Source organism: Streptomyces bambusae (assembly GCF_020532645.1).
Lineage (GTDB): Bacteria > Actinomycetota > Actinomycetes > Streptomycetales > Streptomycetaceae > Streptomyces > Streptomyces bambusae.
Genome location: NZ_JAJAUZ010000088.1, coordinates 1 through 22,342, shown reverse-complemented (window position 1 = coordinate 22,342; position 22,342 = coordinate 1). Strand labels below are relative to the sequence as shown.

Below are 22,342 nucleotides of genomic sequence, written 5' to 3'. Positions count from 1 at the left end.
CCGGAACCCTGCGGGTCCCGGGGCCGCCCCCGTGTCGGACTGTGCCGGCTGCGGTTACGCGCCCTTGCTCAGGTCCGGGCCGGAGCCCGTGGCCTCGATCGGGGGCACGTCCGGCAGCGCCGACTTCTCCTCGCCGCGGAAGGTGAACTTGGCGGACTCGCCCTCACCCTCGGTGCCGACGACCACGATGTGACCGGGGCGCAGCTCGCCGAAGAGGATCTTCTCGGAGAGGATGTCCTCGATCTCGCGCTGGATCGTGCGGCGCAGCGGACGGGCACCCAGGATGGGGTCGTAGCCGCGCTTCGCGAGCAGCAGCTTCGCCTCACCGCTGAGCTCGATGCCCATGTCGCGGTCCTTCAGGCGCTCGTCCACCTTGGCGATCATCAGGTCGACGATCTGGATGATGTCTTCCTGGCTGAGCTGGTGGAAGACGACCGTGTCGTCGACACGGTTGAGGAACTCCGGCCGGAAGTGCTGCTTGAGCTCTTCGTTGACCTTCGCCTTCATCCGGTCGTATCCCGTCTTGACGTCGCCCTGGGCGGCGAAGCCCAGGTTGAAGCCCTTCGAGATGTCCCGCGTACCCAGGTTCGTCGTCATGATGATGACGGTGTTCTTGAAGTCCACCACGCGGCCCTGGGAGTCGGTCAGGCGACCGTCCTCCAGGATCTGCAGCAGGGAATTGAAGATATCCGGGTGCGCCTTCTCGACCTCGTCGAAGAGGACGACGGAGAACGGCTTCCGGCGGACCTTCTCGGTCAGCTGGCCGCCCTCTTCGTAGCCCACGTAACCGGGGGGCGAACCGAAGAGGCGGGAAACCGTGTGCTTCTCGCTGAACTCCGACATGTCGAGGGAGATCAGCGCGTCCTCGTCGCCGAAGAGGAATTCGGCGAGCGTCTTGGACAGCTCGGTCTTACCGACGCCCGAGGGGCCGGCGAAGATGAACGAGCCACCGGGACGCTTCGGGTCCTTGAGACCCGCGCGGGTACGGCGGATCGCCTGGGAAAGCGCCTTGATGGCGTCCTTCTGCCCGATGACGCGCTTGTGGAGCTCGTCCTCCATGCGCAGCAGCCGGGAGGACTCCTCCTCGGTGAGCTTGAAGACCGGGATGCCCGTGGCGGTGGCCAGCACCTCGGCGATCAGCTCGCCGTCGACCTCGGCGACGACGTCCATGTCGCCGGCCTTCCACTCCTTCTCCCGCTTGGCCTTCGCCGCCAGCAGCTGCTTCTCCGTGTCACGGAGGGAAGCCGCCTTCTCGAAGTCCTGGGAGTCGATCGCGGACTCCTTGTCGCGGCGGACGCCGGCGATCTTCTCGTCGAACTCGCGGAGGTCCGGCGGCGCGGTCATCCGACGGATGCGCATCCGGGAGCCGGCCTCGTCGATCAGGTCGATCGCCTTGTCCGGCAGGAAGCGGTCCGAGATGTACCGGTCGGCCAGGGTGGCCGCCTGCACGAGGGCCTCGTCCGTGATGGAGACGCGGTGGTGGGCCTCGTAGCGGTCGCGCAGACCCTTGAGGATCTCGATGGTGTGCGGCAGCGACGGCTCGGCGACCTGGATGGGCTGGAAGCGGCGCTCCAGCGCGGCGTCCTTCTCCAGGTGCTTGCGGTACTCGTCGAGCGTGGTCGCACCGATGGTCTGGAGCTCACCGCGGGCCAGCATCGGCTTCAGGATGGAGGCCGCGTCGATGGCGCCCTCGGCGGCACCCGCACCGACGAGGGTGTGCAGCTCGTCGATGAACAGGATGATGTCGCCGCGGGTGCGGATCTCCTTGAGGACCTTCTTCAGGCGCTCCTCGAAGTCACCGCGGTAGCGGGAGCCGGCGACGAGCGCGCCGAGGTCCAGGGTGTAGAGGTGCTTGTCCTTGAGGGTCTCGGGCACCTCGCCCTTGACGATGGCCTGGGCCAGGCCCTCGACGACCGCCGTCTTGCCGACGCCGGGCTCGCCGATGAGGACCGGGTTGTTCTTGGTGCGGCGGGACAGCACCTGCATGACCCGCTCGATCTCCTTCTCGCGCCCGATGACCGGGTCGAGCTTGGATTCGCGGGCCGCCTGGGTGAGGTTCCGGCCGAACTGGTCCAGGACGAGCGAGGTCGAGGGGGTGCCCTCGGCCGGCCCGCCGGCCGTGGCGGCCTCCTTGCCCCCGGAGTAGCCGGAGAGCAGCTGGATGACCTGCTGCCGGACCCGGTTGAGGTCGGCGCCCAGCTTCACGAGGACCTGGGCGGCGACGCCCTCGCCCTCGCGGATCAGACCGAGCAGGATGTGCTCGGTGCCGATGTAGTTGTGGCCGAGCTGGAGGGCCTCGCGGAGCGACAGCTCCAGGACCTTCTTGGCACGAGGGGTGAAGGGGATGTGACCGGACGGAGCCTGCTGGCCCTGGCCGATGATCTCCTCCACCTGCTGGCGGACCGCCTCAAGCGAAATGCCGAGGCTCTCCAGGGCCTTAGCGGCGACACCCTCACCCTCGTGGATCAAGCCCAGGAGGATGTGCTCGGTGCCGATGTAGTTGTGGTTGAGCATCCGGGCTTCTTCCTGAGCCAGGACGACAACCCGCCGCGCACGGTCGGTGAACCTCTCGAACATCGTTATTCGCTCCTCAGAGCGGTCGGGCAGTTCGGGGTCGGTCCCCGCCCTGTCCTTCCGCATGCTAGTCCCGCGGGGCGGGACAGCTCATTCCAACTGCCGACATCCGTCCCCGGCTCACCCCTCTCGGTCCTATCTACAGGGGGTGAATCGTGTTGCACAGCCGACAACTGCTCCAACCCGATGGTGCGAGACGATGTTCCCGCAGGCCAGACAGATACCCGTTCCACGGCTACGCCGACGGCGAACGGGAGTCGGCCGCTTCCGCGTGTCGCCCCGTTCCACTAGGGATGTCTTACCCGTAAGCAGTGACAGTCCATGCCCCCGGCACCAGTCTCCTCCGCTAAGGGCGAACACGCTTGCGGGGTCGAATGCAGGCGTCCGCTTGGCCGGGCTCCACGCTGCGCATTGACCGGAGGACCGTGCGTAACTCGAGGACGATTCCGGAGTTGCTCCGGTCATGTGGCGCAGCGTCCCGTTCCCGCAGGCCCCATTCGAGCCTTCGGCACCCGTGGTTCCGCCGCCCGACAGGCCCGGCGGTCTGGACGGGGTGGTCGGCGAGGCGGTCGCGCACTGGTACGCGCACGTGCTCGGCTGGCCGGTGGCGGGCGGGAATCCGGTGCAGCTGGTGACCGGAATCCGATTCGACGTCCTGGAAATGCCGGCCGGTGCGGGTTACGCGGTACTGCGCCGCGGGATCGCCACCGGTCCGGTGGCCCTGCTGGGGCGCCGTATGCGGATGCTGGTGGCCCCGGGTACGGCGGAGGAGCTGGACGGGCTCCTGGACTGGCTGGAGTGGGGCGGGATCGCCCTGGACCTCGGCGCGGTCGGCGCCGGCGGGCGGATCACCGCACCGTTGCCCCCCGCGCTCGCCGGGGCGGGTGCGCCCGGGGACGGCTGTCAGGGGCCCGCCGTGTGGCTGCGGCCCCCCGAGCCGGGGGGTGAGGCACTGCTGCCCTCGACGGCCGCCCTGGGGCGGCCTGCGGGCACCGGGACCCCCGGAGGGGTTCCCGATCTCGTACGGCTGGTCGGCGCGGCGGCGACGGAATGCCACCGGGCCAGGCTGCTGCGTACCCCGTCGGATCAGGCCTTGGCCTTCTCGTAGGCCTCGCGGATCTCGGCGGGCACGCGGCCGCGGTCGTTCACGTTGTAGCCGTTCGCCTTGGCCCAGGCGCGCACCTCGGCGGTGTCCGGGTTGCCGGCGCCGGCAACGCGGGCGCCCTTGGCGCGGCCCGTCGCGGCACGGCCACCGGTGCGGCGACCGCTCTTGGTGTACGGCTCGAGAAGACCGCGGAGCTTGTCCGCGTTGGCGGTGGTGAGGTCGATCTCGTAGGTCTTGCCATCCAGCGCGAACGTCACGGTCTCGTCCGCCTCGCCACCGTCGAGGTCGTCGACAAGAAGGACCTGAACCTTCTGTGCCACCGGATTTCCTTTCATCGAAAATGCAGTACGCGGAAAGGAAACCGCTTTTCCCGGAAAAACACAAACCCCTGGGAGAGGTTCAGGACCCGGGCGGGACGGGAAACATACGCGATTCGGACATAGGCCACGCGCGGCGATGGCTGCAAATACGCGGCGTGATCGTTCAGAGGTGCAGAAGCATCCGGCTGTTGCCCAAGGTGTTCGGCTTCACTCGTTCGAGACCCAGGAACTCCGCGACGCCCTCGTCATAGGAACGCAGGAGCTCGCTGTAGACATCGGTGTCGACCGGGGTCTCGCCGATCTCGACGAAGCCGTGCTGCGCGAAGAAGCCGACTTCGAAGGTCAGGCAGAATACCCGGCTCACACCAAGCTCCCGCGCGGTCTCCAGCAACTGCGCGAGGAGCCGGTGGCCGACTCCGGCACCCTTCAACTCGCGGTCGACGGCAAGAGTGCGGACTTCGGCGAGGTCTTCCCACATCACGTGGAGAGCGCCGCAGCCGAGGACGGCCCGGTCCTCGACGCGTTCCGCGACCCAGAACTCCTGGATGTCCTCGTAAAGCGTGACGGGCGCTTTGTCGAGCAGGATCCGCTCGTGAACGTACTGGTCGAGGAGGCGGCGCACCGCGGCCACATCACCGGTCCGCGCCCGGCGGATCGTCACTGCTTTTGCATTCGCACCGGGATTCCGGTGCGGAAGCGAATCGTCTTGAGGGTTCGGGTGCTCTGCGGCCATGCACCGGACGCTATCGCCCCGGAGCCCCGGGGGCGTCATCGGCATCCCCCTTCGGCGGGGCCGCATCCGGGGTGCCGGCCGGGCCTTCCGCTTCGGGCTCGGCGGCGTCCTGGGGCTGCACGATCCGGACCGCGTCGCGCAGCGCCTCGCGCTGTTCCGGCGACATCATGCCGAAGAAGGCGACCAGGGCGGCGGCCGGGTTGTCGCTGGTCGACCAGGCTTCGTTCATCAGTGCGGCCGAGTAGGCGGCGCGGGTGGAGACGGCGGTATATCGATATGCGCGGCCTTCCGCTTCCCGCCGCACCCAGCCCTTCTGGTGAAGGTTGTCCATAACGGTCATGACCGTGGTGTACGCGATGGACCGTTCCTGCTGGAGATCCTCCAGCACTTCGCGAACGGTCACCGGGCGGTTCCACTGCCACACCCGGGTCATGACGGCGTCTTCGAGTTCTCCCAAGGGGCGAGGCACACCAGCACAATAGTGCGGCTTGTACCGGATCGCCCGGTCATTCACGCAAACGCGCGCCGCGCGGGCAACAAAAAGGGGCGTACGGCGGGAAAGCAGCCGTACGCCCGGGGTGCCGTCGCGTCAGGGGGCGGGGGTGTCGGTGGCCTGCCGGGCCGACTCGGCGCGGGCGAGCACCGCGTCCACTGCGGCGTCCTCCTTGGCCTTGTTGGAGCCGCCCTGGGTCTTCACGATCACCACGATGAGGGCGATGAAGAACGCGGCCATCACGAAGGGGGGCACGAGCGCGGATACGTATTCCATGGCTTCAGCGTAGCTACCCGGCCGCGCGGGTCTCCGGCGGGGGCGCGGGCTTGCGGCGCGGCGGGAACACCTCGCCGGGGGTGGGGACGGGGCGGCCCGGCTTGGCGGGCGCGGGCGGCGGGGGCGGGGTCGGCCGGGGCTCGTCGTCCTTGCCGCCGGGCAGGGCGAGCAGGCGGGTGCGGGGTGCCGGGGCCAGGCGGGAGCGGAGGGCGCGCTCGTGGATCGCGCGGCAGCGTTCGAGGAGGGCGGCGGCCAGCGGGTTGCCGCGGAGGGCGCGCAGGGCGGCAAGGTCGTCGGGAACGGGGCGGTAGCCGGCGGCGAGCGCGTCCTGGAGGAGTTCGAGGTAGCCGGTGAGGCTGCCGGGGAGGGCCGAGCGGTACCGGTCGAGGTCCGCGAGCAGGAAGGCTCTGAGGCGCCCGGCCTCTCGGACCGCCTCGTCGACGGAGTGGGCGAGGCTCAGGCAGTCCTGGACCTCCGTGGCCGTGAGGGCCGCCCGGTCGGTGTCGGAATGGAGGGCGTGGGCGAGGGAACGCCGGAGCACGTGCAGCTCAGCAGCGCTGAACGCCATGCCGCCGCGGGATCCGTAGGGCGTGGGCATGCCCAGAAGATACGCGCTAATCGGACAAAATCCCCCGACCTGGCCCGTCGGGCGCGGCGCCGGCCGCTGGAGCGGGCTGGGCTGGGCTGGGCTTGCGGGGCTCCGCCCCATGCCCCGCGCCTCAATCGCCGGCGCGGCTGGATTTGGCGGCTCCGCCCCACACCCCGGTCCTCAAACGCCGGACGGGCTGGATTTGGCGGCTCCGTCCCGCACCCCGCGCCTCGAACGCCGGCGCGGCTGGATTTCGGGGCTCCGCCCCGCACCCCGGTCCTCAAACGCCGGACGGGCTGGTTTTTTCCCCCGTCCGGACTTTGCCCGCGGGCGGCTGGATGTGCCGGTGCGGGGCGCGGGGGTGCGGGGCGGAACCCGTTACGTGAAGGCCGGGGTGTTGCGTTCGTAGACCAGGCGGAGGCCGATGAGGGTGAGCCAGGGCTCGTGGTCGTCGATGACGGACGCTTCGCCGAGGACGATGGGGGCCAGACCGCCGGTGGCGATGACGCGGACGTCGGAGGGGTCGCCGTCCGGGCCGGCGAGCTCGCGCCGCATGCGGGTGACGACCCCGTCGACCGAGCCGGCGTACCCGTAGACGATGCCCGCCTGCATCGCCTCGACCGTGTTCTTGCCGATCACGTTCCGCGGCCGGGCCAGCTCGATCTTGCGGAGTTGTGCGCCGCGGACGCCGAGCGCCTCGACGGAGATCTCGATGCCCGGGGAGATCACCCCGCCGATGTACTCCCCGCGCGCGGACACCGCGTCGAACGTCGTGGCGGTGCCGAAGTCGACGACGATCGCGGGTCCGCCGTACAGCTCGACCGCGGCGATCGAGTTGACGATGCGGTCGGCGCCGACCTCCTTCGGGTTGTCCGTCAGCACCGGCAGGCCGGTCTTGACGCCCGGCTCGACGAGCACCGCCGGCACGTCGCCGTAGTACCGCCGGGTGACCTCGCGCAGCTCGTGCAGGACGGACGGGACCGTCGAGCAGATCGCGATCCCGTGGATCCCGTCGCCGAGTTCCTCGCCGAGCATCGGGTGCATGCCCATCAGGCCCTGCATGAGGACGGCGAGTTCGTCGGCGGTGCGCCGCGGGTCGGTGGAGATCCGCCAGTGCTCGACGATCTCGTCGCCGTCGAACAGCCCCAGCACCGTCTGGGAGTTGCCCACGTCGATGGTCAGCAGCATCAGCGCGCCGCCTCGCGCAGGTCGAGTCCGATGTCGAGGATCGGCGAGGAGTGGGTGAGGGCGCCGACGGCCAGGTAGTCCACGCCGGTCTCGGCGTAGGCGCGGGCGTTGGCGAGGGTGAGGCGGCCGGAGGACTCCAGGACGGCGCGGCCCTTGTTGTGCTCGCGGTTGAGGTTCACCGCCTCCTCGGTCTCCAGCGGCGTGAAGTTGTCGAGGAGGATGAGGTCGGCGCCGGCGTCCATGACCTCGCGGGCCTGGTGGAGGGTGTCGACCTCGACCTCGACGGGCACGTGGGGGAACTGCTCGCGGACGGCCTTGAAGGCCTGCGCGACGCCGCCGGCGGCGACCACGTGGTTGTCCTTGACCAGGGCCGCGTCCGACAGGGACATGCGGTGGTTGACGCCGCCGCCGCAGCGGACCGCGTACTTCTCCAGGGAGCGCAGGCCCGGGGTGGTCTTGCGGGTGTCGCGGACCCGGGCGGCGGTGCCCTCCAGGGCGTCGGCCCAGGCGCGGGTGGCGGTGGCGATGCCGGACAGCCGGCACAGCAGGTTGAGGGCGCTGCGCTCACCGGTGAGCAGGTCGCGGGTGTGGGCGGTGACGGACAGCAGGACCTGCCCGGCCTCGACCCGGTCGCCGTCCTCGGCGTGCCGCTCGACCTCGAAGGCCTCGGTGCAGACGACGGAGAGCACGGCCTCGGCGATCCGCAGCCCGGCGACGGTGCCGGCCTCGCGGGCGGTGAAGTCGGCGGTGGCCACGGCGTCTTCGGGGACGGTGGCGACGCTGGTGACGTCCTCGCCGCCGTCGAGGTCCTCGGAGAGCGCCATGTGTGCGATGTCCTCGACCTCGATGGGGTCGAGTCCGGCGTCGGCGAGCAGCTGGGCGAGGGCCGGGTCGAGGCCGGACTCGGCGGGCTCGCAGGCGCAGTCGTCGCCGCAGCCGCCGGCATCGGTGTCGGTGGAGACGAGGGGGAGTTCGGGGGTGCTCACGGTCACTGCTCCTGGCTCAGGGGGTGGCGTACGGACGGGAAGTCCGCGGTGTCGGTCGGGGTGACGACCAGGGCGCGCTTCTCGGTCTTGGACAGGCGGACGACGAGGTGGCGGCGCCACTGCGCGTCGTCCCGGTCGGGGTGGTCCTCGCGCCAGTGGCAGCCGCGGGTCTCGGCGCGGCGGCGGGCGGCGGCGACCAGGACCCGGGCCACGCACAGCAGGTTGGTGGCCTCCCAGCTGTCGGTGCCGGGTTCGGCGGTCTTGCCGTGCGCCTCCAGCTCGGACAGGGCGGCGCCGTAGAGGCCTTCGAGGGCGTCGGCGGCGCGGGCCAGGGAGTCGGCGGAGCGCAGCACGCCTGCGCCCTCGGTCATGATCCGCTGGATGTCGAGGCGGGTCTCGCCGGAGAGCAGCGGTCCGGTGGAGGGCACGGGTATGCCGGGGCCGGTGCGGGGGGCGTCGGAGGCGACGATGTCGGCGGCGATCCGCTCGGCGAACACCAGTCCTTCGAGGAGGGAGTTGGAGGCCAGCCGGTTGGCGCCGTGGACGCCGGTGCAGGCGACCTCGCCGCAGGCGTACAGGCCGGGGACGGTCGTACGGCCGGACAGGTCGGTGCGGACCCCGCCGCTGGCGTAGTGGGCGGCGGGGGCGACCGGGATGGGCTGGGTGACGGGGTCGATGCCGTGGGCGCGGCAGGCGGCGAGGATGGTGGGGAAGCGCTGCTCCCACATCTGCGCGCCGAAGTGCCGGGCGTCCAGGTACATGTGGGCGGTGCCCTGTTCCTGCATGCGGCGCATGATGCCCTTGGCGACGATGTCGCGGGGGGCGAGTTCGGCGAGTTCGTGCTGTCCGGTCATGAAGCGGACGCCGTCGGCGTCGACGAGGTGGGCGCCTTCGCCGCGTACCGCCTCGGAGACCAGCGGCTGCTGGCCCTCGGCGTCGGGGCCGAGGAACAGGACGGTGGGGTGGAACTGGACGAACTCCAGGTCGGAGACCTCGGCTCCGGCCCGCAGGGCGAGGGCGACGCCGTCGCCGGTGGAGACGGCCGGGTTGGTGGTCGCGGAGAACACCTGGCCCATGCCGCCGGTGGCGAGGATGACGGCGGGGGCGTGGACGGCGCCGACGCCGTCGTGCTGGCCCTCCCCCATGACGTGCAGGGTGACGCCGGCGGTGCGGCCGTCGGCGTCCTGGAGGAGGTCGAGGACGAGGGCGTTCTCGACGGTCTCGATGCCGGCGTCGTGGACGGCGGCGACCAGGGCGCGGGAGATCTCGGCGCCGGTGGCGTCGCCGCCGGCGTGCGCGATCCGGCGGCGGTGGTGGCCGCCTTCGCGGGTCAGCTCGATCTCGCCGGTGGCCTCGGAGGTGTCGAAGACGGCGCCGGTGTCGATGAGCCGGCGGACGGCGTCGGGGCCTTCGGTGACGAGGAGGCGTACGGCGGTCTCGTCGCAGAGTCCGGCGCCGGCGACGAGGGTGTCGTCGAGGTGCTGTTCGGGGGTGTCGCCCTCGCCGAGGGCTGCGGCGATGCCGCCCTGGGCCCAGCGGGTGGAGCCGTCGTCGAGCCGGGCCTTGGTGACGACCACGGTACGGCGGCCCGCGGCGGCGCAGCGCAGGGCGGCGGTGAGGCCCGCGACGCCGGAGCCGACGACCACGACGTCGGCCTCGATCGCCCAGCCGGGGGCGGGGGCGTGCAGTCGTATGCCAGTGGTCACGAGTGTGCTCCGAACTCCACGGGGATGTTGTCGATGAGCCGGGTCGTGCCGACCTTCGCGGCGACGGCGAGGACGGCCTCGCCGGTGAACCCGTCGGGGACCTCGGTGAAGTCGGCGGGGTCGACGAGCGCGAGGTAGTCGAGGACGAGCGGCGGCTTCGCGCGGGCGGCCTCGTCGAGGACGGCGCGGGCGGCGGCCCGGACGGCGGCGGGCAGGCCGGTGCCGGAGGCGGAGACGGCGTGGGCGTCGGCGGAGGCGCGGGCCTCGCCGAGCCGGGCCAGGGCGTCGGCACGCTGGTCGGTGGCGGGGGCGGCTTCGGCGCGGGCGCGCAGGGCGGCCTGGGCGGCGAGCCGGTCGCGGCCGGCGAACAGGGCACGGGAGAGGGCGAGGGCGGTGCTGCGCTCGGCGCCGGAGAGGTAGCGGTTGCGGCTGGACAGGGCCAGGCCGTCGGCTTCGCGGACGGTGGGCACGCCGACGATCTCGACGGGGAAGTTGAGGTCGCGGACCATGCGCCGGATCAGGGCGAGCTGCTGGGCGTCCTTCTGGCCGAAGAGGGCGATGTCGGGCCGGGTGAGGTGGAGCAGTTTGGCGACGACGGTGAGCATGCCGTCGAAGTGGCCGGGGCGGGTGGCGCCTTCGAGGAGGGTGCCCATGGGGCCGGCGGTGATGCGGACCTGGGGCTGCCCGCCGGGGTAGACCTCGTCGACGGCGGGGGCGAAGACGGCGTCGGCACCGGCCGCGGTGGCGAGTTCGAGGTCGGAGTCGAGGGTGCGGGGGTAGCGGTCGAGGTCTTCGTTCACGCCGAACTGGAGCGGGTTGACGAAGACGGTGGCGACGACCTGGCCGTCGGGGCCGGCGAGTTCGCGGGCGGTGCGGACCAGCGTGGCGTGGCCTTCGTGGAGGGCGCCCATGGTCATGACGACGGCGCGGCGGCCGGTCCTCGGCAGGGCCTGGAGCTGGTCGGCGGTGTGCAGCAGGGCGGCGGTCATCGCTCGCCTCCCTCGGAGAGCACGCCGAGGAGGTCTTCGGCGAGTTCGGGCTTGAGCAGGCCGTGGGCGAGGGCCCGGTCGGCGGTGGAGCGGGCCATGGCCAGATAGCCGGCGACGGTCTGCGGGGCGTGCTTGCGCAGCTCGGCGACGTGTGCGGCGACGGTGCCGGCGTCGCCGCGGGCGACCGGGCCGGTGAGGGCGGCGTCACCCGAGCGCAGGGCGTTGTCGAGGGCGGCGCCGAGGAGGGGGCCGAGCATCCGGTCGGGGTGGGTGACGCCGGCGGTGCGCAGGAGTTCCATCGACTGGGCCACCAGGGTGACGAGGTGGTTCGCGCCGAGGGCGAGGGCCGCGTGGTAGAGCGGGCGGGCCTCTTCGGCGATCCATTCGGGTTCGCCGCCCATTTCGATGACGAGGGCTTCGGCGGCTAGCCGGAGCTCTTCGGGGGCGGTCACGCCGAAGGAGCAGCCCGCGAGGCGCTGCACGTCCACGGCGGTGCCGGTGAAGGTCATGGCGGGGTGCAGGGCGAGCGGGAGGCCGCCGGCCCGGCGGGCCGGGTCGAGGACGGCGGTGCCGTAGCGGCCGGAGGTGTGGACGATCAGCTGTCCGGGGCGGACGGCGCCGGTCTCGGCGAGTCCTCCGACCAGTGCGGGGAGGGTGTCGTCGGGGACGGTGAGCAGCACCAGGTCGGCCCGCTCCAGCACCTGCGCGGGCGGTACGAGGGGCACGCCGGGCAGCATCTCGCCGGCGCGCCGGCGGCTGGCGTCGGAGACGCCGGAGACGGCGACGGGGTGGTGTCCGGCGAGCTGCAGCGCGGCCGCGAGGGCCGGGCCGACGCGGCCGGCTCCGACGACTCCTACGGTGAGCCGGGCGGGGCGGGGCTGCGCTGCCGGGGACGGTGATGCGTTCACGCGGGGAGGGCCTTCCGTTCCAGTCCGCGGGGGGTACCGGACGTTACGTCGCCATGCTAGCCGCTGCATTTTGCGTGGCCAGGCGGGCCGGGGGCGGTCCATGATCACCGGTATGACGGACGAGACGCGGGACGACGTACGGGGCGATGTGCGGGACGGCCGGGAGGCCGGGCCGGACGGGGGCGGGGTGCCGGAGGACGCGACGGCGGTGGAGCGGCGGGTGGCGGCCTGGCGGGGGGCCCGGCGGCGGCTGTGGGTGGGGCCGGGGGACCTGACCGTGCGGGAGGAGCTGGCGCTGCTGGTGGAGCAGGCCGGGCAGGTGTACGACCTCGACGGCTCGCCGGACATGTACGGGGGCGGGGTGGTGGCGGAGCTGGAGCGGCGGGTCGCGGACCTGCTGGGGATGGAGGCGGCGGCCTTCTTCCCGAGCGGGACGATGGCCCAGCAGGTGGCGTTGCGCTGCTGGGCGGGGCGTACCGGCAACCCGGTGGTCGCCCTGCATCCGCTGGGCCATCCGGAGGTGCACGAGGGTGATGCGCTCCAGGTGGTGAGCGGGCTGCGGGTGGTGCACCCGACGACGGAGCCGCGGCAGCCGACGGCGGCGGAGGTCGAGGCGCTGCCGGAGCCGTTCGGGACGCTGATGGTGGAGCTGCCGCTGCGTGAGGCGGGGTTCCTGCTGCCGTCGTGGGAGGAGCTGACGGCGCTGGTGGACGCGGCCCGGGAGCGGGAGGCGGTGGTGCACTTCGACGGGGCGCGGCTGTGGGAGTCGACCGTGCACTTCGGGCGGCCGCTGGCGGAGATCGCGGGGCTGGCGGACAGCGTGTACGTGTCGTTCTACAAGTCGCTCGGCGGGCATTCGGGGGCGGCGCTCGCGGGGCCGGCGGGGCTGGTGGAGGAGGCGCGGTCGTGGCGTCACCGGTATGGCGGGCAGCTGTTCCGGCAGTTCCCGGCGGCGTTGTCGGCGCTGGTGGGGCTGGAGCGGGAGTTGCCGATGCTGCCGGCGTACGTGGCGCAGGCGGGGGTGGTGGCGGGGGCGTTGCGGGAGGGGTTCGCGGCGGGTGGTGTGCCGTTCTTCCGGGTGCATCCGGAGGTGCCGCACACGCATCAGTTCCAGGTGTGGTTGCCGTACGGGGCGGACGTGCTGACGGAGGCGGGGGTCCGGATGGCTGCCGAGTCCGGCGTGACGCTGTTCCGCCGCTGGTTCGACGACGGTCCGCCGGGGCTCTCCGTCACGGAGGTCACGGTCGGTGCTCCCGGTCTCTCCTGGACCGCCCAGGACGTCCGCGACGCGGTCACCGCATTCCTGGCCCGCCTCCCCTGACGCGGCTCCGGCCCGGTTCGGTACACGACCGGCCCATGTCCCGAACGGCCGGTTCGTCAGATTTGGGGAGGGGAGGGCCGGTTGGCCCACAGACGGGGTGCATGGGCGTGTCGACGTACCGATATTTGGGATCCGCGGACCGGAATCGGTGAAAACTCTGGCCAGCAAGTGGCCTTGCTGTCTAACGTGCGTCCACCACCGCCCCACCCACCTCGCAGCGCGCGCTCCAGCCTGCCGTGAAAGGACCTCCATGCCCTCACGCCGTATAGCCGCAGCCACCGCCACCCTCGCTGCTGCGGCCCTCGTCTCGCCGCTGTTCCTCGCCGGTCCGGCCGCGGCCGGCAGCCCGGCGAGCGACGCAGCCCGGGGCGATGCCCTGGCGCGGAAGCTCGTGAAGGACGCCACCGCCAAGAACGCGTTCAAGCACCTCAAGGTGTTCCAGTCCCTCGCGGACTACAACAACGGCACCCGCGTCGCCGGCTCGAAGGGCCACGAGCAGTCCGCCAAGTACATCGAGGGCGTGATGCGGAACGCCGGCTACACGGTTTCCCGCCACGAGTTCGACTTCGTCTACGTGGAGACCCTCGCCGAGAGCCTGCGCGTGGAGGCCCCGGTCGAGCGGGACGTCCCGATCAAGCTGATGACGTACACGGCCAGCAGCCCCGCGGGCGGTGTCACGGCCGACCTCGCGGTGGCCCCCCTGGACGCGGACAACACGCACGGCTGCGAGCCGGGCGACTTCGCCGCGGGCACCTTCACGGGCAAGATCGCGCTGATCAAGCGGGGCGGCTGCACGTTCGCCGCCAAGCAGGCGAACGCGGCGGCGGCCGGTGCGGTCGGCGCGGTGATCTACAACAACACCGCCGGTGCCCTGAACGGCACCATCGGCGACCCGACCGCGGGCAAGGTCCCGACCGGCGGTGTCACCCAGGCGGACGGCGAGGCGCTGGCCGCGGAGGCGGCGGCCGGTCCGGTCCGCGTCACGCTGGACGTGCGCGAGCTGCGCGAGACCCGCAAGACCTTCAACGTGGTCGCGGAGACCCCGGGCGGGAACGCGGACAACACCGTCTTCCTCGGCTCGCACCTCGACTCGGTCGCGGACGGCGCCGGCATCAACGACAACGGCTCGGGCTCGGCGGGCATCCTGCAGGCCGCCATCGAGCTGTCGAAGTCGAAGCAGAAGGTCAAGAACAAGGTCAAGTTCGCCTGGTGGTCGGCGGAGGAGTTCGGCCTGCTCGGCTCCGAGGCGTACGTGGCCTCGCTGAGCGCGGAGCAGAAGAAGCAGATCAAGCTGTACCTGAACTTCGACATGATCGGCTCGCCGAACGCCGCGTACTTCGTCTACGACGGTGACGACTCGGACGGCGTCGGCGCGGGCCCCGGCCCCGAGGGCTCGGCGCAGCTGGAGAAGGGCATCACCGACTTCCTCGACTCGAAGAACATCCCGCACGAGGGCACGGACTTCTCGGGCCGTTCGGACTACGGGCCGTTCATCGAGGCCGGCATCCCGGCCGGCGGCACCTTCACCGGCGCCGAGGGCATCATGACCGAGGCCCAGGCGGCGAAGTACGGCGGCCAGGCGGGTGTCGCGTACGACGTGAACTACCACGGTGCCGGCGACGACATCAACAACATCAACATGAAGGCGTTCGACATCAACATCGACGTCATCGCCGATGCGGTCGGCCACTACGCCTTCGACCTGGCCCCGCTGTCCCGTCCGGTGGTCTCGCAGCCGACCGGCGGCGAGGGCAGCGGCGGCGGCCTGCACGAGGGCCACGGGCACGAGATCACCGAGTAACAGCCTGGGAGACCCACAGCCGGGGCCGGGGTGCGTACGCGCATCCCGGCCCCGCGCGCGTCCGGCTAGAAGACCGGAGCGATGCCCCGCGGTTCGGTCAGCCAGCCGAAGTCGCCGAGGCCGCCGCGGGCGGTCAGTTCCGCCGCTTCGCCCGCGGCGGCCAGGGCCCGTACGTATCCGGCCGGGTCGGTGGCGGCCAGGGCGAGCGGCGGGCGGGTGCCGCGGACGCCGAGGGCGGCGAGGGCCTCCCGCTGGGTCAGCAGGACCGCGCCGGGGCCGGCGCAGGAGTCCAGGGCGACGTGCGCGGTCACGTCGCAGCTGCCGTCGGGTACGGGGCGCACCTCGCGGCCGTCCCGGAAGCCGGTCAGGGTGCCGTACGGGGGGCGGTCGGCGCGCGTGTGGCCGTAGTCGACGGCGACCGCGAGGCCGCGGTGGACGGTGGCGGCGGCGGCCGCCCAGGCCTCGTCGCGGGCCCGTCCGATCTCGGCCCGGCCGCACCCGGTGAGCCCGCCGCCGGGCCACCAGCGCTCCAGCCAGGCGGCGTCGGCGGGCTCCAGGGGGGCGCCCGGGTGCTCGGTGCCGGCCGGGTCGACGAGCACGTACCGGCCGTCCTCGGCGAGGTCGAGGGGCACGTTGTCGAGCCACTCGTTCGCGAACAGCAGCCCGGTCACGGCGGCCGGCGGCGCGTCCCGCCAGGCGATCCGCGGGTCGAGGCCGGCGGGGCGCGGCGCGCATTCCACGGCGTACGGGCGGACCCGGGCGGCGGTGTCCGCGGGCAGGGCGGCGAGCACCCCCGTGACCAGTTCGCCGCGCCCGGCGGCCATGTCGACCAGGTCCAGCGCGGCGGGCCGGCCCAGTGCCTCGTCCACCCGTTCCAGCAGCCGTGCCACCGCCCCCGCGAACAGCGCGGACGCGTGCACGGAGGTCCGGAAGTGTCCGGCGGGCCCGTCGCCGCCCGGCCGGACGTAGAACCCGCCGGGCCCGTAGAGCGCCGCCTCCATGGCCTGCCGCCAGGGGCGCGCGGCGCCCGGGCCGGCCGGGTCTCGATCGTGGTCGTTCACGGGGGCAAGGCTAGGCCGTGGGCCTGGGGAGCCCTCCACCTGAGGGAGTACATGCCTCGGGCACGGATCGCTCCTCCGGCTGACTCGGGGGGCGTCCGGTCTTCCCTACTCTGGGTTACGTGCAGCGCCTCTACGACTTCCTCCGCAGACACCCGACGGGCGTCGACGGCTTCTGGGCTGTGGTCCTGTTCGCGTCGGCCTCGCTGGAGATCGCCGAGTCGTTCGACGGGCTCGCCCGGGCGCTGGCGATGCCGGCCGTGATCGCGCTCGGCCTGGCCGTGGCGCTGCGCCGCAAGGCCACCCGCAAGGTGCTGTGGCTGACCGTCGGGACCGGGCTGTACCAGCTGGCCGTGGGGTCCGAGCCGACCGTCGCGAACGTGGCGATGCTCGCCGTGCTGTACACGGTCGCGGCGAGCGACGAGGCGCGCTGGGTCTCCCGTACGGCCCTCGGGTGGGGGCTGGCGGCGGCACCGCTGGCGGCGCTGCGCTGGCAGTTCGACAAGGGTGCGTCCGAGGAGACGGTCCAGTTCGCGATCTTCGTGACGGTGCCGTTCGCGCTGGCGTGGGTGCTGGGCGACTCGGTGCGGACCCGGCGGGCGTACTACGCCCAGCTGGTCGAGCGCAACGAGCGGCTGGAGAAGGAGCGCGAGGCCCAGGGCAAGGCGGCGGTGGCCGCCGAGCGCGCCCGGATCGCCCGCGAGCTGCACGACGTGGTCGCGCACAACGTGTCCGTGATGGTGGTGCAGGCCGACGGCGCGGCGTACGTGATGGACGTGGCGCCGGACCAGGCCAAGGAGGCCTTGAAGACCATCTCCGGCACCGGCCGGCAGGCGCTCGCCGAGATGCGCCGGCTGCTGGGCATCCTGCGGACGGGCGAGCCCCAGGAGTCCGAGGACTACGTGCCGCAGCCGGACGTGGAGCAGATCGAGGTGCTGGTCGAGCAGGTGCGGACGGCCGGTCTGGACGTCGACTTCGAGGTGGAGGGCGCGCCGCGGCAGCTGCCGAGCGGGGTCGAGCTGACGGCGTACCGGATCGTGCAGGAGGCGCTGACGAACACGCGCAAGCACGGGGGGCCGGAGGCGAAGGCCAGCGTCCGGCTGGTCTACTTCGACGACGGGCTCGGTCTGCTGGTCGAGGACGACGGCCGGGGTGCGGCGCACGAGTTGTACGAGGACGGTGGCGCCGACGGCGCCGGGCACGGTCTGATCGGCATGCGGGAACGGGTCGGCATGGTGGGGGGCACCCTTGACGCGGGGCCGCGTCCCGGTGGCGGCTTCCGCATCAGTGCTCTGCTGCCTCTGAAGGGAAAGGGATCTTAGAAGATGTCCATCCGCGTGATGCTGGTCGACGACCAGATGCTGCTGCGCACCGGTTTCCGGATGGTGCTGGCGGCTCAGCCGGACATGGAGGTCGTCGCCGAGGCGGGTGACGGCCTGGAGGCGCTGGAGGTGCTGCGGGCCACGGCCGTGGACGTGGTCCTCATGGACGTCCGCATGCCGCGGCTCGACGGGGTCGAGGCGACGCGGCGGATCTGTGAGCCGGAGACCCATCCGAAGGTGATCATCCTGACCACCTTCGACCTCGACGAGTACGCGTTCTCCGGGCTGAAGGCGGGGGCGAGCGGGTTCATGCTCAAGGACGTGCCGCCGGCGGAGCTGCTGGCGGCGATCCGGTCGGTGCACAGCGGGGACGCGGTGGTGGCGCCGTCCACGACGCGGAGGCTTCTGGACCGGTTCGCGCCGATGCTGCCCACGACGGTGGAGGAGCCGCAGCACAAGGAGCTGGAGCGGCTGACCGAGCGGGAGCGGGAGGTCATGCTGCTGGTGGCGCAGGGCCTGTCCAACGGTGAGATCGCCGCCCGGCTGGTGCTCTCCGAGGCCACGGTCAAGACGCACGTGGGGCGCATCCTGACCAAGCTGAACCTCCGCGACCGCGTCCAGGTCGTCGTCCTGGCGTACGAAACGGGCCTCGTCCGGGCCGGCGGCAACCCGTCCTGACCGCGGGCTCCGCCCCCGGCCCCGCGCCTCGATCGCCGGAGCGGCTGGATGCTGCGGGGCAAAATCAAGCCCCGCCGGCGTTTGAGGCGCGGGGTGCGGGGCGGATCCCCGGGTCTTCGAGGCGCGCCGGGTCAGTCGGACGGGGTGAGCCAGCGGTCCGGTGGGGCGGTGGCCCGGCCCGTGCGGGAATGGGCGGCCTGGGCCCAGAGCAGGGCGGCGGCCGAGGCCGCGGGGCGCAGGCGGGCCGTCACCGTCTTGTTCGCGCCGGTGTCGACGTGGACGTCGGCCACACCGTTCGCCCGGGACCAGGGCCCCTGCGTGAGACGGATGGACTGCACCTTCGCGTGGGGGACCAGCTCCGTGCGCCGGCACAACAGCCCCCGGCGGACCGCGAAGACCTCCGGCGACACCGCCAGACCGTACCCCCGCCACCACACCGGTACGACCCACCGCCCCGCCGCGGGCGAGAAGGCGAGGGCGTCCGGGTCCGCACCCGGCAGCACCCGCCCCACCAGCAGGGCCGCCGCACCCCGCGAAGCCACCGGCACCAGCACCTCGTTCGACGACCCCGCCACCGCCAGCTCCACCCGCACCCACCCCCGCCGCCGCCACAGCACCGGCTCCACGATCCGCACGGTCTGGACCCGCCCCGGCGGCACCGTCTCGTGCGCCCGGTCCAGCAGGCCGTGGTCGAGGCGCAGCCCGTCCGGGGATTCCGCGACGGTCCAGTCGTACTCGTTCAGGAAGCGCCCGGCGCTCGCGGACCAGGCCGCGCCCAGCACCGGCACCAGCGTCGCCAGCGCCACCCACACGCTCTGGCTGAACCACCACACCGCCACCGGCGCCGCCACCCCTGCTGCGAGCGCCGCCCACACCGCCCCGTTCAGCAGCAGCGAGAGCGCCAGCTGCCGCGGCTCCACCCGCAGCAGTTCCCGGGCCGGCGCCTCGCCCGCCCCGGCCGCCGCCTCGGGCGCGAACCCGGCGGCCCGCGCCAGCAGCTCCGCGCGCAGCGCCTGCGCGTCGCGTTCCGCGAGGTAGGCCAGCTCGTCCTTGTCCTCGGTGCCGATCACGTCCAGCTTGAGCTTGGCGACGCCCGCCACCCGCGCCAGCAGCGGCCGGGTGACGTCCACGGCCTGGAGCCGGTCCAGGCGGATGTGCGCGGTGCGCCGGAACAGCAGCCCGGTCCGGATCCGCAGCTCGGCGTCCGTCACCGCGTAGTACGTGAACCACCAGCTGAGGAACCCGTACAGCCCGGCCAGCACCAGCACGCCCGCGAAGGCCAGCAGCCCGAGCACGCTCGACAGGCCGTCCGACCATTCCCGGGCCCGTTCCGGCTGCTGGAAGAACACGCCGGCCAGCACGGCCAGCGGGGCCCACGCCCGCCGCAGCGGTGTGACGGGATGCAGCCGCCGCTCCCCCGCCCCCTGTCCGGTGCCGCTCACAGCCCGGCCGACCTTGCCGTGCCCAGCTCGGTCAGCCGGTCCCGCAGCCGCTCGGCCTCGGCGGGCAGCAGCCCGGGGATCCGCGCGTCACTGGCGGCGGCCGCCGTGTGCAGCTGTACGGAGGCCAGCCCGAAGCGGCGTTCCAGCGGCCCGGAGGTCACCTCCACCAGCTGCATCCGCCCGTACGGCACCACGGTCTCCTCGCGCCACAGCACCCCGCGGAAGATCAGCAGGTCGTCGGCGCGCTCCGCGTACCGCCAGGACCGCCAGTTCCGCCCGAGCATCCCCCAGCCCCAGGCGAGCACGGCCAGCGGCAGGGCGGCGAGGGCCGCCCACGCCGGGCCGGCGAACACGCCGAGCAGGACCCCGGCCGTCACCGCGGCCGCCCCCGTCCACACCGCCAGGAGCAGCCTGCGGAGGGTCAGCAGCCCCGCCGGCAGGCCCGTCCACTGCGGCTCGGCGGTGCCGGTCCGCCCATCGGTCGTCCCCGTATCCATGGTTCAACCCTAGGGTGCGCCCGGAGGCCCGCCCCAGGGCTGAGACACTGTGCGCATGACGGAGACGACGGTCGGCATCGGCGGCGCTGCGGAGAGCACCGACATGGTGCTCAACATCGGGCCCCAGCACCCCTCCACCCACGGCGTGCTGCGCCTGCGGCTGGTCCTGGACGGCGAGCGCATCGTCAGCGCGGAGCCGGTGGTGGGGTACATGCACCGCGGCGCGGAGAAGCTGTTCGAGGCCCGTGACTACCGTCAGATCGTCATGCTCGCCAACCGCCACGACTGGCTGTCGGCGTTCTCCAACGAGCTCGGCGTGGTGATGGCCGTCGAGCGGATGCTCGGCATGGAGGTCCCGGAGCGGGCGGTGTGGATGCGCACCCTGCTCGCCGAGCTGAACCGGGTCCTCAACCACCTGATGTTCCTCGGCTCGTACCCGCTGGAGCTCGGCGGCATCACCCCGATCTTCCACGCGTTCCGTGAGCGCGAGGAGCTGCAGGCGGTGATGGAGGAGATCTCCGGCGGGCGGATGCACTACATGTTCAACCGGGTCGGCGGCCTCAAGGAGGACCTGCCGCTGGGCTGGCTGGGCCGGGCCCGGGCCGCGGTCGCCGACGTCACCTCGCGGATGGACGTGTACGACAACCTGGTCGGCGGGAACGAGATCTTCCGCGGCCGGACCCGCGGCGTCGGCGTGCTGTCGGCCGAGGCGGTGCACGGGTACGGGGTCAGCGGCCCGATCGCGCGCGCCTCGGGCGTGGACTTCGACCTGCGGCGCGACGAGCCGTACCTGGCGTACGGGGAGCTGCAGGACACGCTGCGGGTGGTGACCCGGCAGGAGGGCGACTGCCTGGCCCGTTTCGAGTGCCTGCTGGAGCAGACGCACAACTCGCTGGAGCTGGCGGTGGCCTGTCTGGACCGGCTGGCGGAGCTGCCGCCGGGCCCGGTCAACCAGCGGCTGCCGAAGGTGCTGAAGGCGCCGGAGGGGCACACGTACGCCTGGACGGAGAACCCGCTCGGCATCAACGGTTACTACCTGGTGTCGAAGGGCGAGAAGACCCCGTACCGGCTGAAGCTGCGCTCGGCCTCGTACAACAACATCCAGGCCCTGGCGGTGCTGCTGCCGGGGACGCTGGTCGCGGACATGGTGGCGATCCTCGGCTCGCTGTTCTTCGTGGTCGGCGACATCGACAAGTAGGCCGCGCGGCGCTGCGGCGCGTACGGCGGAGGCCGGTACCCCGGGCGGGGTGCCGGCCTCCGGCGTCGTCGGGGTACGGCTCAGACGGTGCCGCAGTCCTCGATGATGATCTTCTTGGTGGTGCGGCCGGAGCCGCTGCCCAGGGCCTCGATGGCCGTGACCACGTCCATGCCGGAGACGACCTCGCCGAAGACGACGTGCTTGCCGTCGAGCCAGCCGGTGACGATGGTGGTGATGAAGAACTGCGAGCCGTTGGTGTTCGGGCCCGCGTTGGCCATGCTGAGCAGGCCCGGCTTGGTGTGCTTCAGCTGGAAGTTCTCGTCCGCGAACTTCTCGCCGTAGATGGACTTGCCGCCGGTGCCGTTCTGGTTGGTGAAGTCACCGCCCTGCAGCATGAACTCGGGGATCACGCGGTGGAACGGGGAGCCCTTGTAGCCGAAGCCGTGCTGGCCCGTGGCCAGCTCGCGGAAGTTCTGGGCCGTCTTCGGAACGATGTCGTCGTACAGCTTGAACTCGATGCGGCCGAGCTTCTCGCCGTCGGCGGACACCTCGAAGAAGACGTTCTGACCCATGCTCTGCTCCTCTGGGATTTTCGATGCGGTCGCATCCGAGCATAGGAGACGGCCCGTGGGGAGGCCGTCACCGGACGCCACGCCCGGCGGTCACCCCCCGGGCGGCGTCAGGAGATGGCGGTGCGCAGCGAGGCCACGTCGATCGCCTCGGTCTCGTCGTGCTCGGTCAGGTCGATGACCTGGCCGATCTCGCCGTGGCCGGGGTCGCGGGGCTTGAAGCCGGGCTCGGCGGACTCGGCCTTGTGGACGGCGAGGGCTTCGGCGCCGACGACGTCGGCGAGGTCCTCGTTCTGCACGGCCTCGATGGCGGCCCTGGCCCGGTCGGCGGTCTTGGTGCCGAAGAAGTCGAAGCCGCCCTCGACGCGGGAGGCGCTGCGGCGGGCCGCGGTGTACGGCTCGACGGTGGTGGCGGCGGGGGCCGGCCGGCGGGCGGGCAGTGCGGGGAGGGCCGCGGCCTGCGGGGTTCGGGCGGGCTGCGGGGCGCGGGCGGGCTGCGGGGCGGCCTGGTCGGCGGCCTCGGCAGCCTGCCTGCTGCGGGCGGCCTCCAGGGCGGAGAGGGCCGAGGTCGCGGAGTACTGCGCGGCGG

Annotated in this window: 21 protein-coding genes and 1 pseudogene; 6 read left to right on the top strand and 16 right to left on the bottom strand. The window is 72.5% G+C overall.

Annotation, left to right across the window (positions count from 1 at the left end; genetic code table 11):
* Positions 1 to 54: 54 nt before the first annotated feature.
* Positions 55 to 2,577 carry an ATP-dependent Clp protease ATP-binding subunit gene (locus tag LG634_RS34595; protein ID WP_226740004.1) on the bottom strand — a complete coding sequence of 841 codons (2,523 nt, stop codon included), beginning with the start codon at positions 2,575 to 2,577 and terminating at the stop codon, positions 55 to 57.
* A gap of 460 nt (positions 2,578 to 3,037) precedes the next feature.
* Here LG634_RS34595 and LG634_RS34590 point away from each other — a divergent pair, with 460 nt between their 5' ends.
* Positions 3,038 to 3,682, top strand: coding sequence for an SCO3374 family protein (locus tag LG634_RS34590; RefSeq protein ID WP_226740002.1), 645 nt, complete (start codon positions 3,038 to 3,040; stop codon positions 3,680 to 3,682).
* Here LG634_RS34590 and LG634_RS34585 read toward each other — a convergent pair.
* From LG634_RS34585 to LG634_RS34540, 10 genes are all read right to left on the bottom strand, one after another.
* Positions 3,661 to 3,999, bottom strand: a complete 339-nt coding sequence (locus tag LG634_RS34585; protein WP_226740000.1) for a histone-like nucleoid-structuring protein Lsr2 — start codon at positions 3,997 to 3,999, stop codon at positions 3,661 to 3,663. The two genes, LG634_RS34590 and LG634_RS34585, sit on opposite strands and share 22 nt — an antisense overlap.
* A 163-nt stretch (positions 4,000 to 4,162) precedes the next feature.
* On the bottom strand, positions 4,163 to 4,732 hold the full coding sequence (locus LG634_RS34580; RefSeq protein ID WP_226739998.1) for an amino-acid N-acetyltransferase: 570 nt from the start codon (positions 4,730 to 4,732) through the stop codon (positions 4,163 to 4,165).
* Between the two features lie 10 nt (positions 4,733 to 4,742).
* Complete coding sequence (locus tag LG634_RS34575; RefSeq protein ID WP_226739996.1) at positions 4,743 to 5,201, bottom strand: BlaI/MecI/CopY family transcriptional regulator; 459 nt, start codon at positions 5,199 to 5,201, stop codon at positions 4,743 to 4,745.
* A gap of 120 nt (positions 5,202 to 5,321) precedes the next feature.
* Complete coding sequence (locus tag LG634_RS34570) at positions 5,322 to 5,501, bottom strand: hypothetical protein (protein WP_226739994.1); 180 nt, start codon at positions 5,499 to 5,501, stop codon at positions 5,322 to 5,324.
* A 13-nt stretch (positions 5,502 to 5,514) separates the two neighbouring features.
* Complete coding sequence (locus LG634_RS34565; RefSeq protein WP_226739992.1) at positions 5,515 to 6,099, bottom strand: hypothetical protein; 585 nt, start codon at positions 6,097 to 6,099, stop codon at positions 5,515 to 5,517.
* A 369-nt stretch (positions 6,100 to 6,468) separates the two neighbouring features.
* Positions 6,469 to 7,278 carry a type III pantothenate kinase gene (locus LG634_RS34560; protein ID WP_226739990.1) on the bottom strand — a complete coding sequence of 270 codons (810 nt, stop codon included), beginning with the start codon at positions 7,276 to 7,278 and terminating at the stop codon, positions 6,469 to 6,471.
* The gene (nadC, locus tag LG634_RS34555) at positions 7,278 to 8,264 is read right to left on the bottom strand and encodes a carboxylating nicotinate-nucleotide diphosphorylase (RefSeq protein ID WP_226739988.1); all 987 of its coding nucleotides are present in this window, start codon (positions 8,262 to 8,264) and stop codon (positions 7,278 to 7,280) included. The genes LG634_RS34560 and nadC overlap by 1 nt, the downstream gene beginning before the upstream one ends.
* A 2-nt stretch (positions 8,265 to 8,266) precedes the next feature.
* A complete protein-coding gene (locus LG634_RS34550) occupies positions 8,267 to 9,970 on the bottom strand; it encodes an L-aspartate oxidase (RefSeq protein ID WP_226739986.1) in 1,704 nt (567 codons plus the stop codon).
* The gene (gene panC / locus LG634_RS34545; protein ID WP_226739984.1) at positions 9,967 to 10,959 is read right to left on the bottom strand and encodes a pantoate--beta-alanine ligase; all 993 of its coding nucleotides are present in this window, start codon (positions 10,957 to 10,959) and stop codon (positions 9,967 to 9,969) included. The genes LG634_RS34550 and panC overlap by 4 nt, the downstream gene beginning before the upstream one ends.
* Positions 10,956 to 11,867 carry a Rossmann-like and DUF2520 domain-containing protein gene (locus LG634_RS34540; RefSeq protein ID WP_372482549.1) on the bottom strand — a complete coding sequence of 304 codons (912 nt, stop codon included), beginning with the start codon at positions 11,865 to 11,867 and terminating at the stop codon, positions 10,956 to 10,958. The genes panC and LG634_RS34540 overlap by 4 nt, the downstream gene beginning before the upstream one ends.
* A gap of 112 nt (positions 11,868 to 11,979) precedes the next feature.
* Here LG634_RS34540 and LG634_RS34535 point away from each other — a divergent pair, with 112 nt between their 5' ends.
* Both LG634_RS34535 and LG634_RS34530 read left to right on the top strand, forming a co-directional pair.
* A complete protein-coding gene (locus tag LG634_RS34535; protein WP_226739980.1) occupies positions 11,980 to 13,188 on the top strand; it encodes a threonine aldolase family protein in 1,209 nt (402 codons plus the stop codon).
* Positions 13,189 to 13,438: 250 nt separating this feature from the next.
* On the top strand, positions 13,439 to 14,989 hold the full coding sequence (locus LG634_RS34530) for a M28 family metallopeptidase (protein WP_226739978.1): 1,551 nt from the start codon (positions 13,439 to 13,441) through the stop codon (positions 14,987 to 14,989).
* A 65-nt stretch (positions 14,990 to 15,054) separates the two neighbouring features.
* On the opposite strand, the gene LG634_RS34525 is transcribed toward LG634_RS34530, so the two are convergent.
* A complete protein-coding gene (locus LG634_RS34525; RefSeq protein ID WP_226740012.1) occupies positions 15,055 to 15,990 on the bottom strand; it encodes an SAM-dependent methyltransferase in 936 nt (311 codons plus the stop codon).
* 179 nt (positions 15,991 to 16,169) lie between these two features.
* On the opposite strand from LG634_RS34525, the gene LG634_RS34520 reads away from it, so the two are divergent.
* Positions 16,170 to 17,369, top strand: a complete 1,200-nt coding sequence (locus LG634_RS34520) for a sensor histidine kinase (protein ID WP_226739977.1) — start codon at positions 16,170 to 16,172, stop codon at positions 17,367 to 17,369.
* Positions 17,370 to 17,372: 3 nt separating this feature from the next.
* Entirely contained in the window at positions 17,373 to 18,047 is a 675-nt protein-coding gene (locus LG634_RS34515; RefSeq protein ID WP_226739975.1) for a response regulator transcription factor, read from the top strand.
* A gap of 131 nt (positions 18,048 to 18,178) precedes the next feature.
* Here the strand turns inward: LG634_RS34515 and LG634_RS34510 are convergent, their stop codons facing one another.
* Entirely contained in the window at positions 18,179 to 19,489 is a 1,311-nt protein-coding gene (locus LG634_RS34510) for a PH domain-containing protein (protein WP_226739973.1), read from the bottom strand.
* Positions 19,486 to 19,986 (bottom strand): PH domain-containing protein, encoded by a 501-nt coding sequence (locus LG634_RS34505; protein WP_226739971.1) that lies wholly within the window; start codon positions 19,984 to 19,986, stop codon positions 19,486 to 19,488. Before LG634_RS34505 ends, LG634_RS34510 begins: the two co-directional genes overlap by 4 nt.
* A 55-nt stretch (positions 19,987 to 20,041) precedes the next feature.
* On the opposite strand from LG634_RS34505, the gene LG634_RS34500 reads away from it, so the two are divergent.
* The gene (locus LG634_RS34500; RefSeq protein WP_226739970.1) at positions 20,042 to 21,184 is read left to right on the top strand and encodes an NADH-quinone oxidoreductase subunit D; all 1,143 of its coding nucleotides are present in this window, start codon (positions 20,042 to 20,044) and stop codon (positions 21,182 to 21,184) included.
* Between the two features lie 80 nt (positions 21,185 to 21,264).
* Here LG634_RS34500 and LG634_RS34495 read toward each other — a convergent pair whose 3' ends face one another.
* Positions 21,265 to 21,756, bottom strand: coding sequence for a peptidylprolyl isomerase (locus LG634_RS34495; RefSeq protein ID WP_226739968.1), 492 nt, complete (start codon positions 21,754 to 21,756; stop codon positions 21,265 to 21,267).
* Positions 21,757 to 21,863: 107 nt separating this feature from the next.
* Positions 21,864 to 22,342: pseudogene (locus tag LG634_RS34490) on the bottom strand (hypothetical protein); the annotation flags it as partial.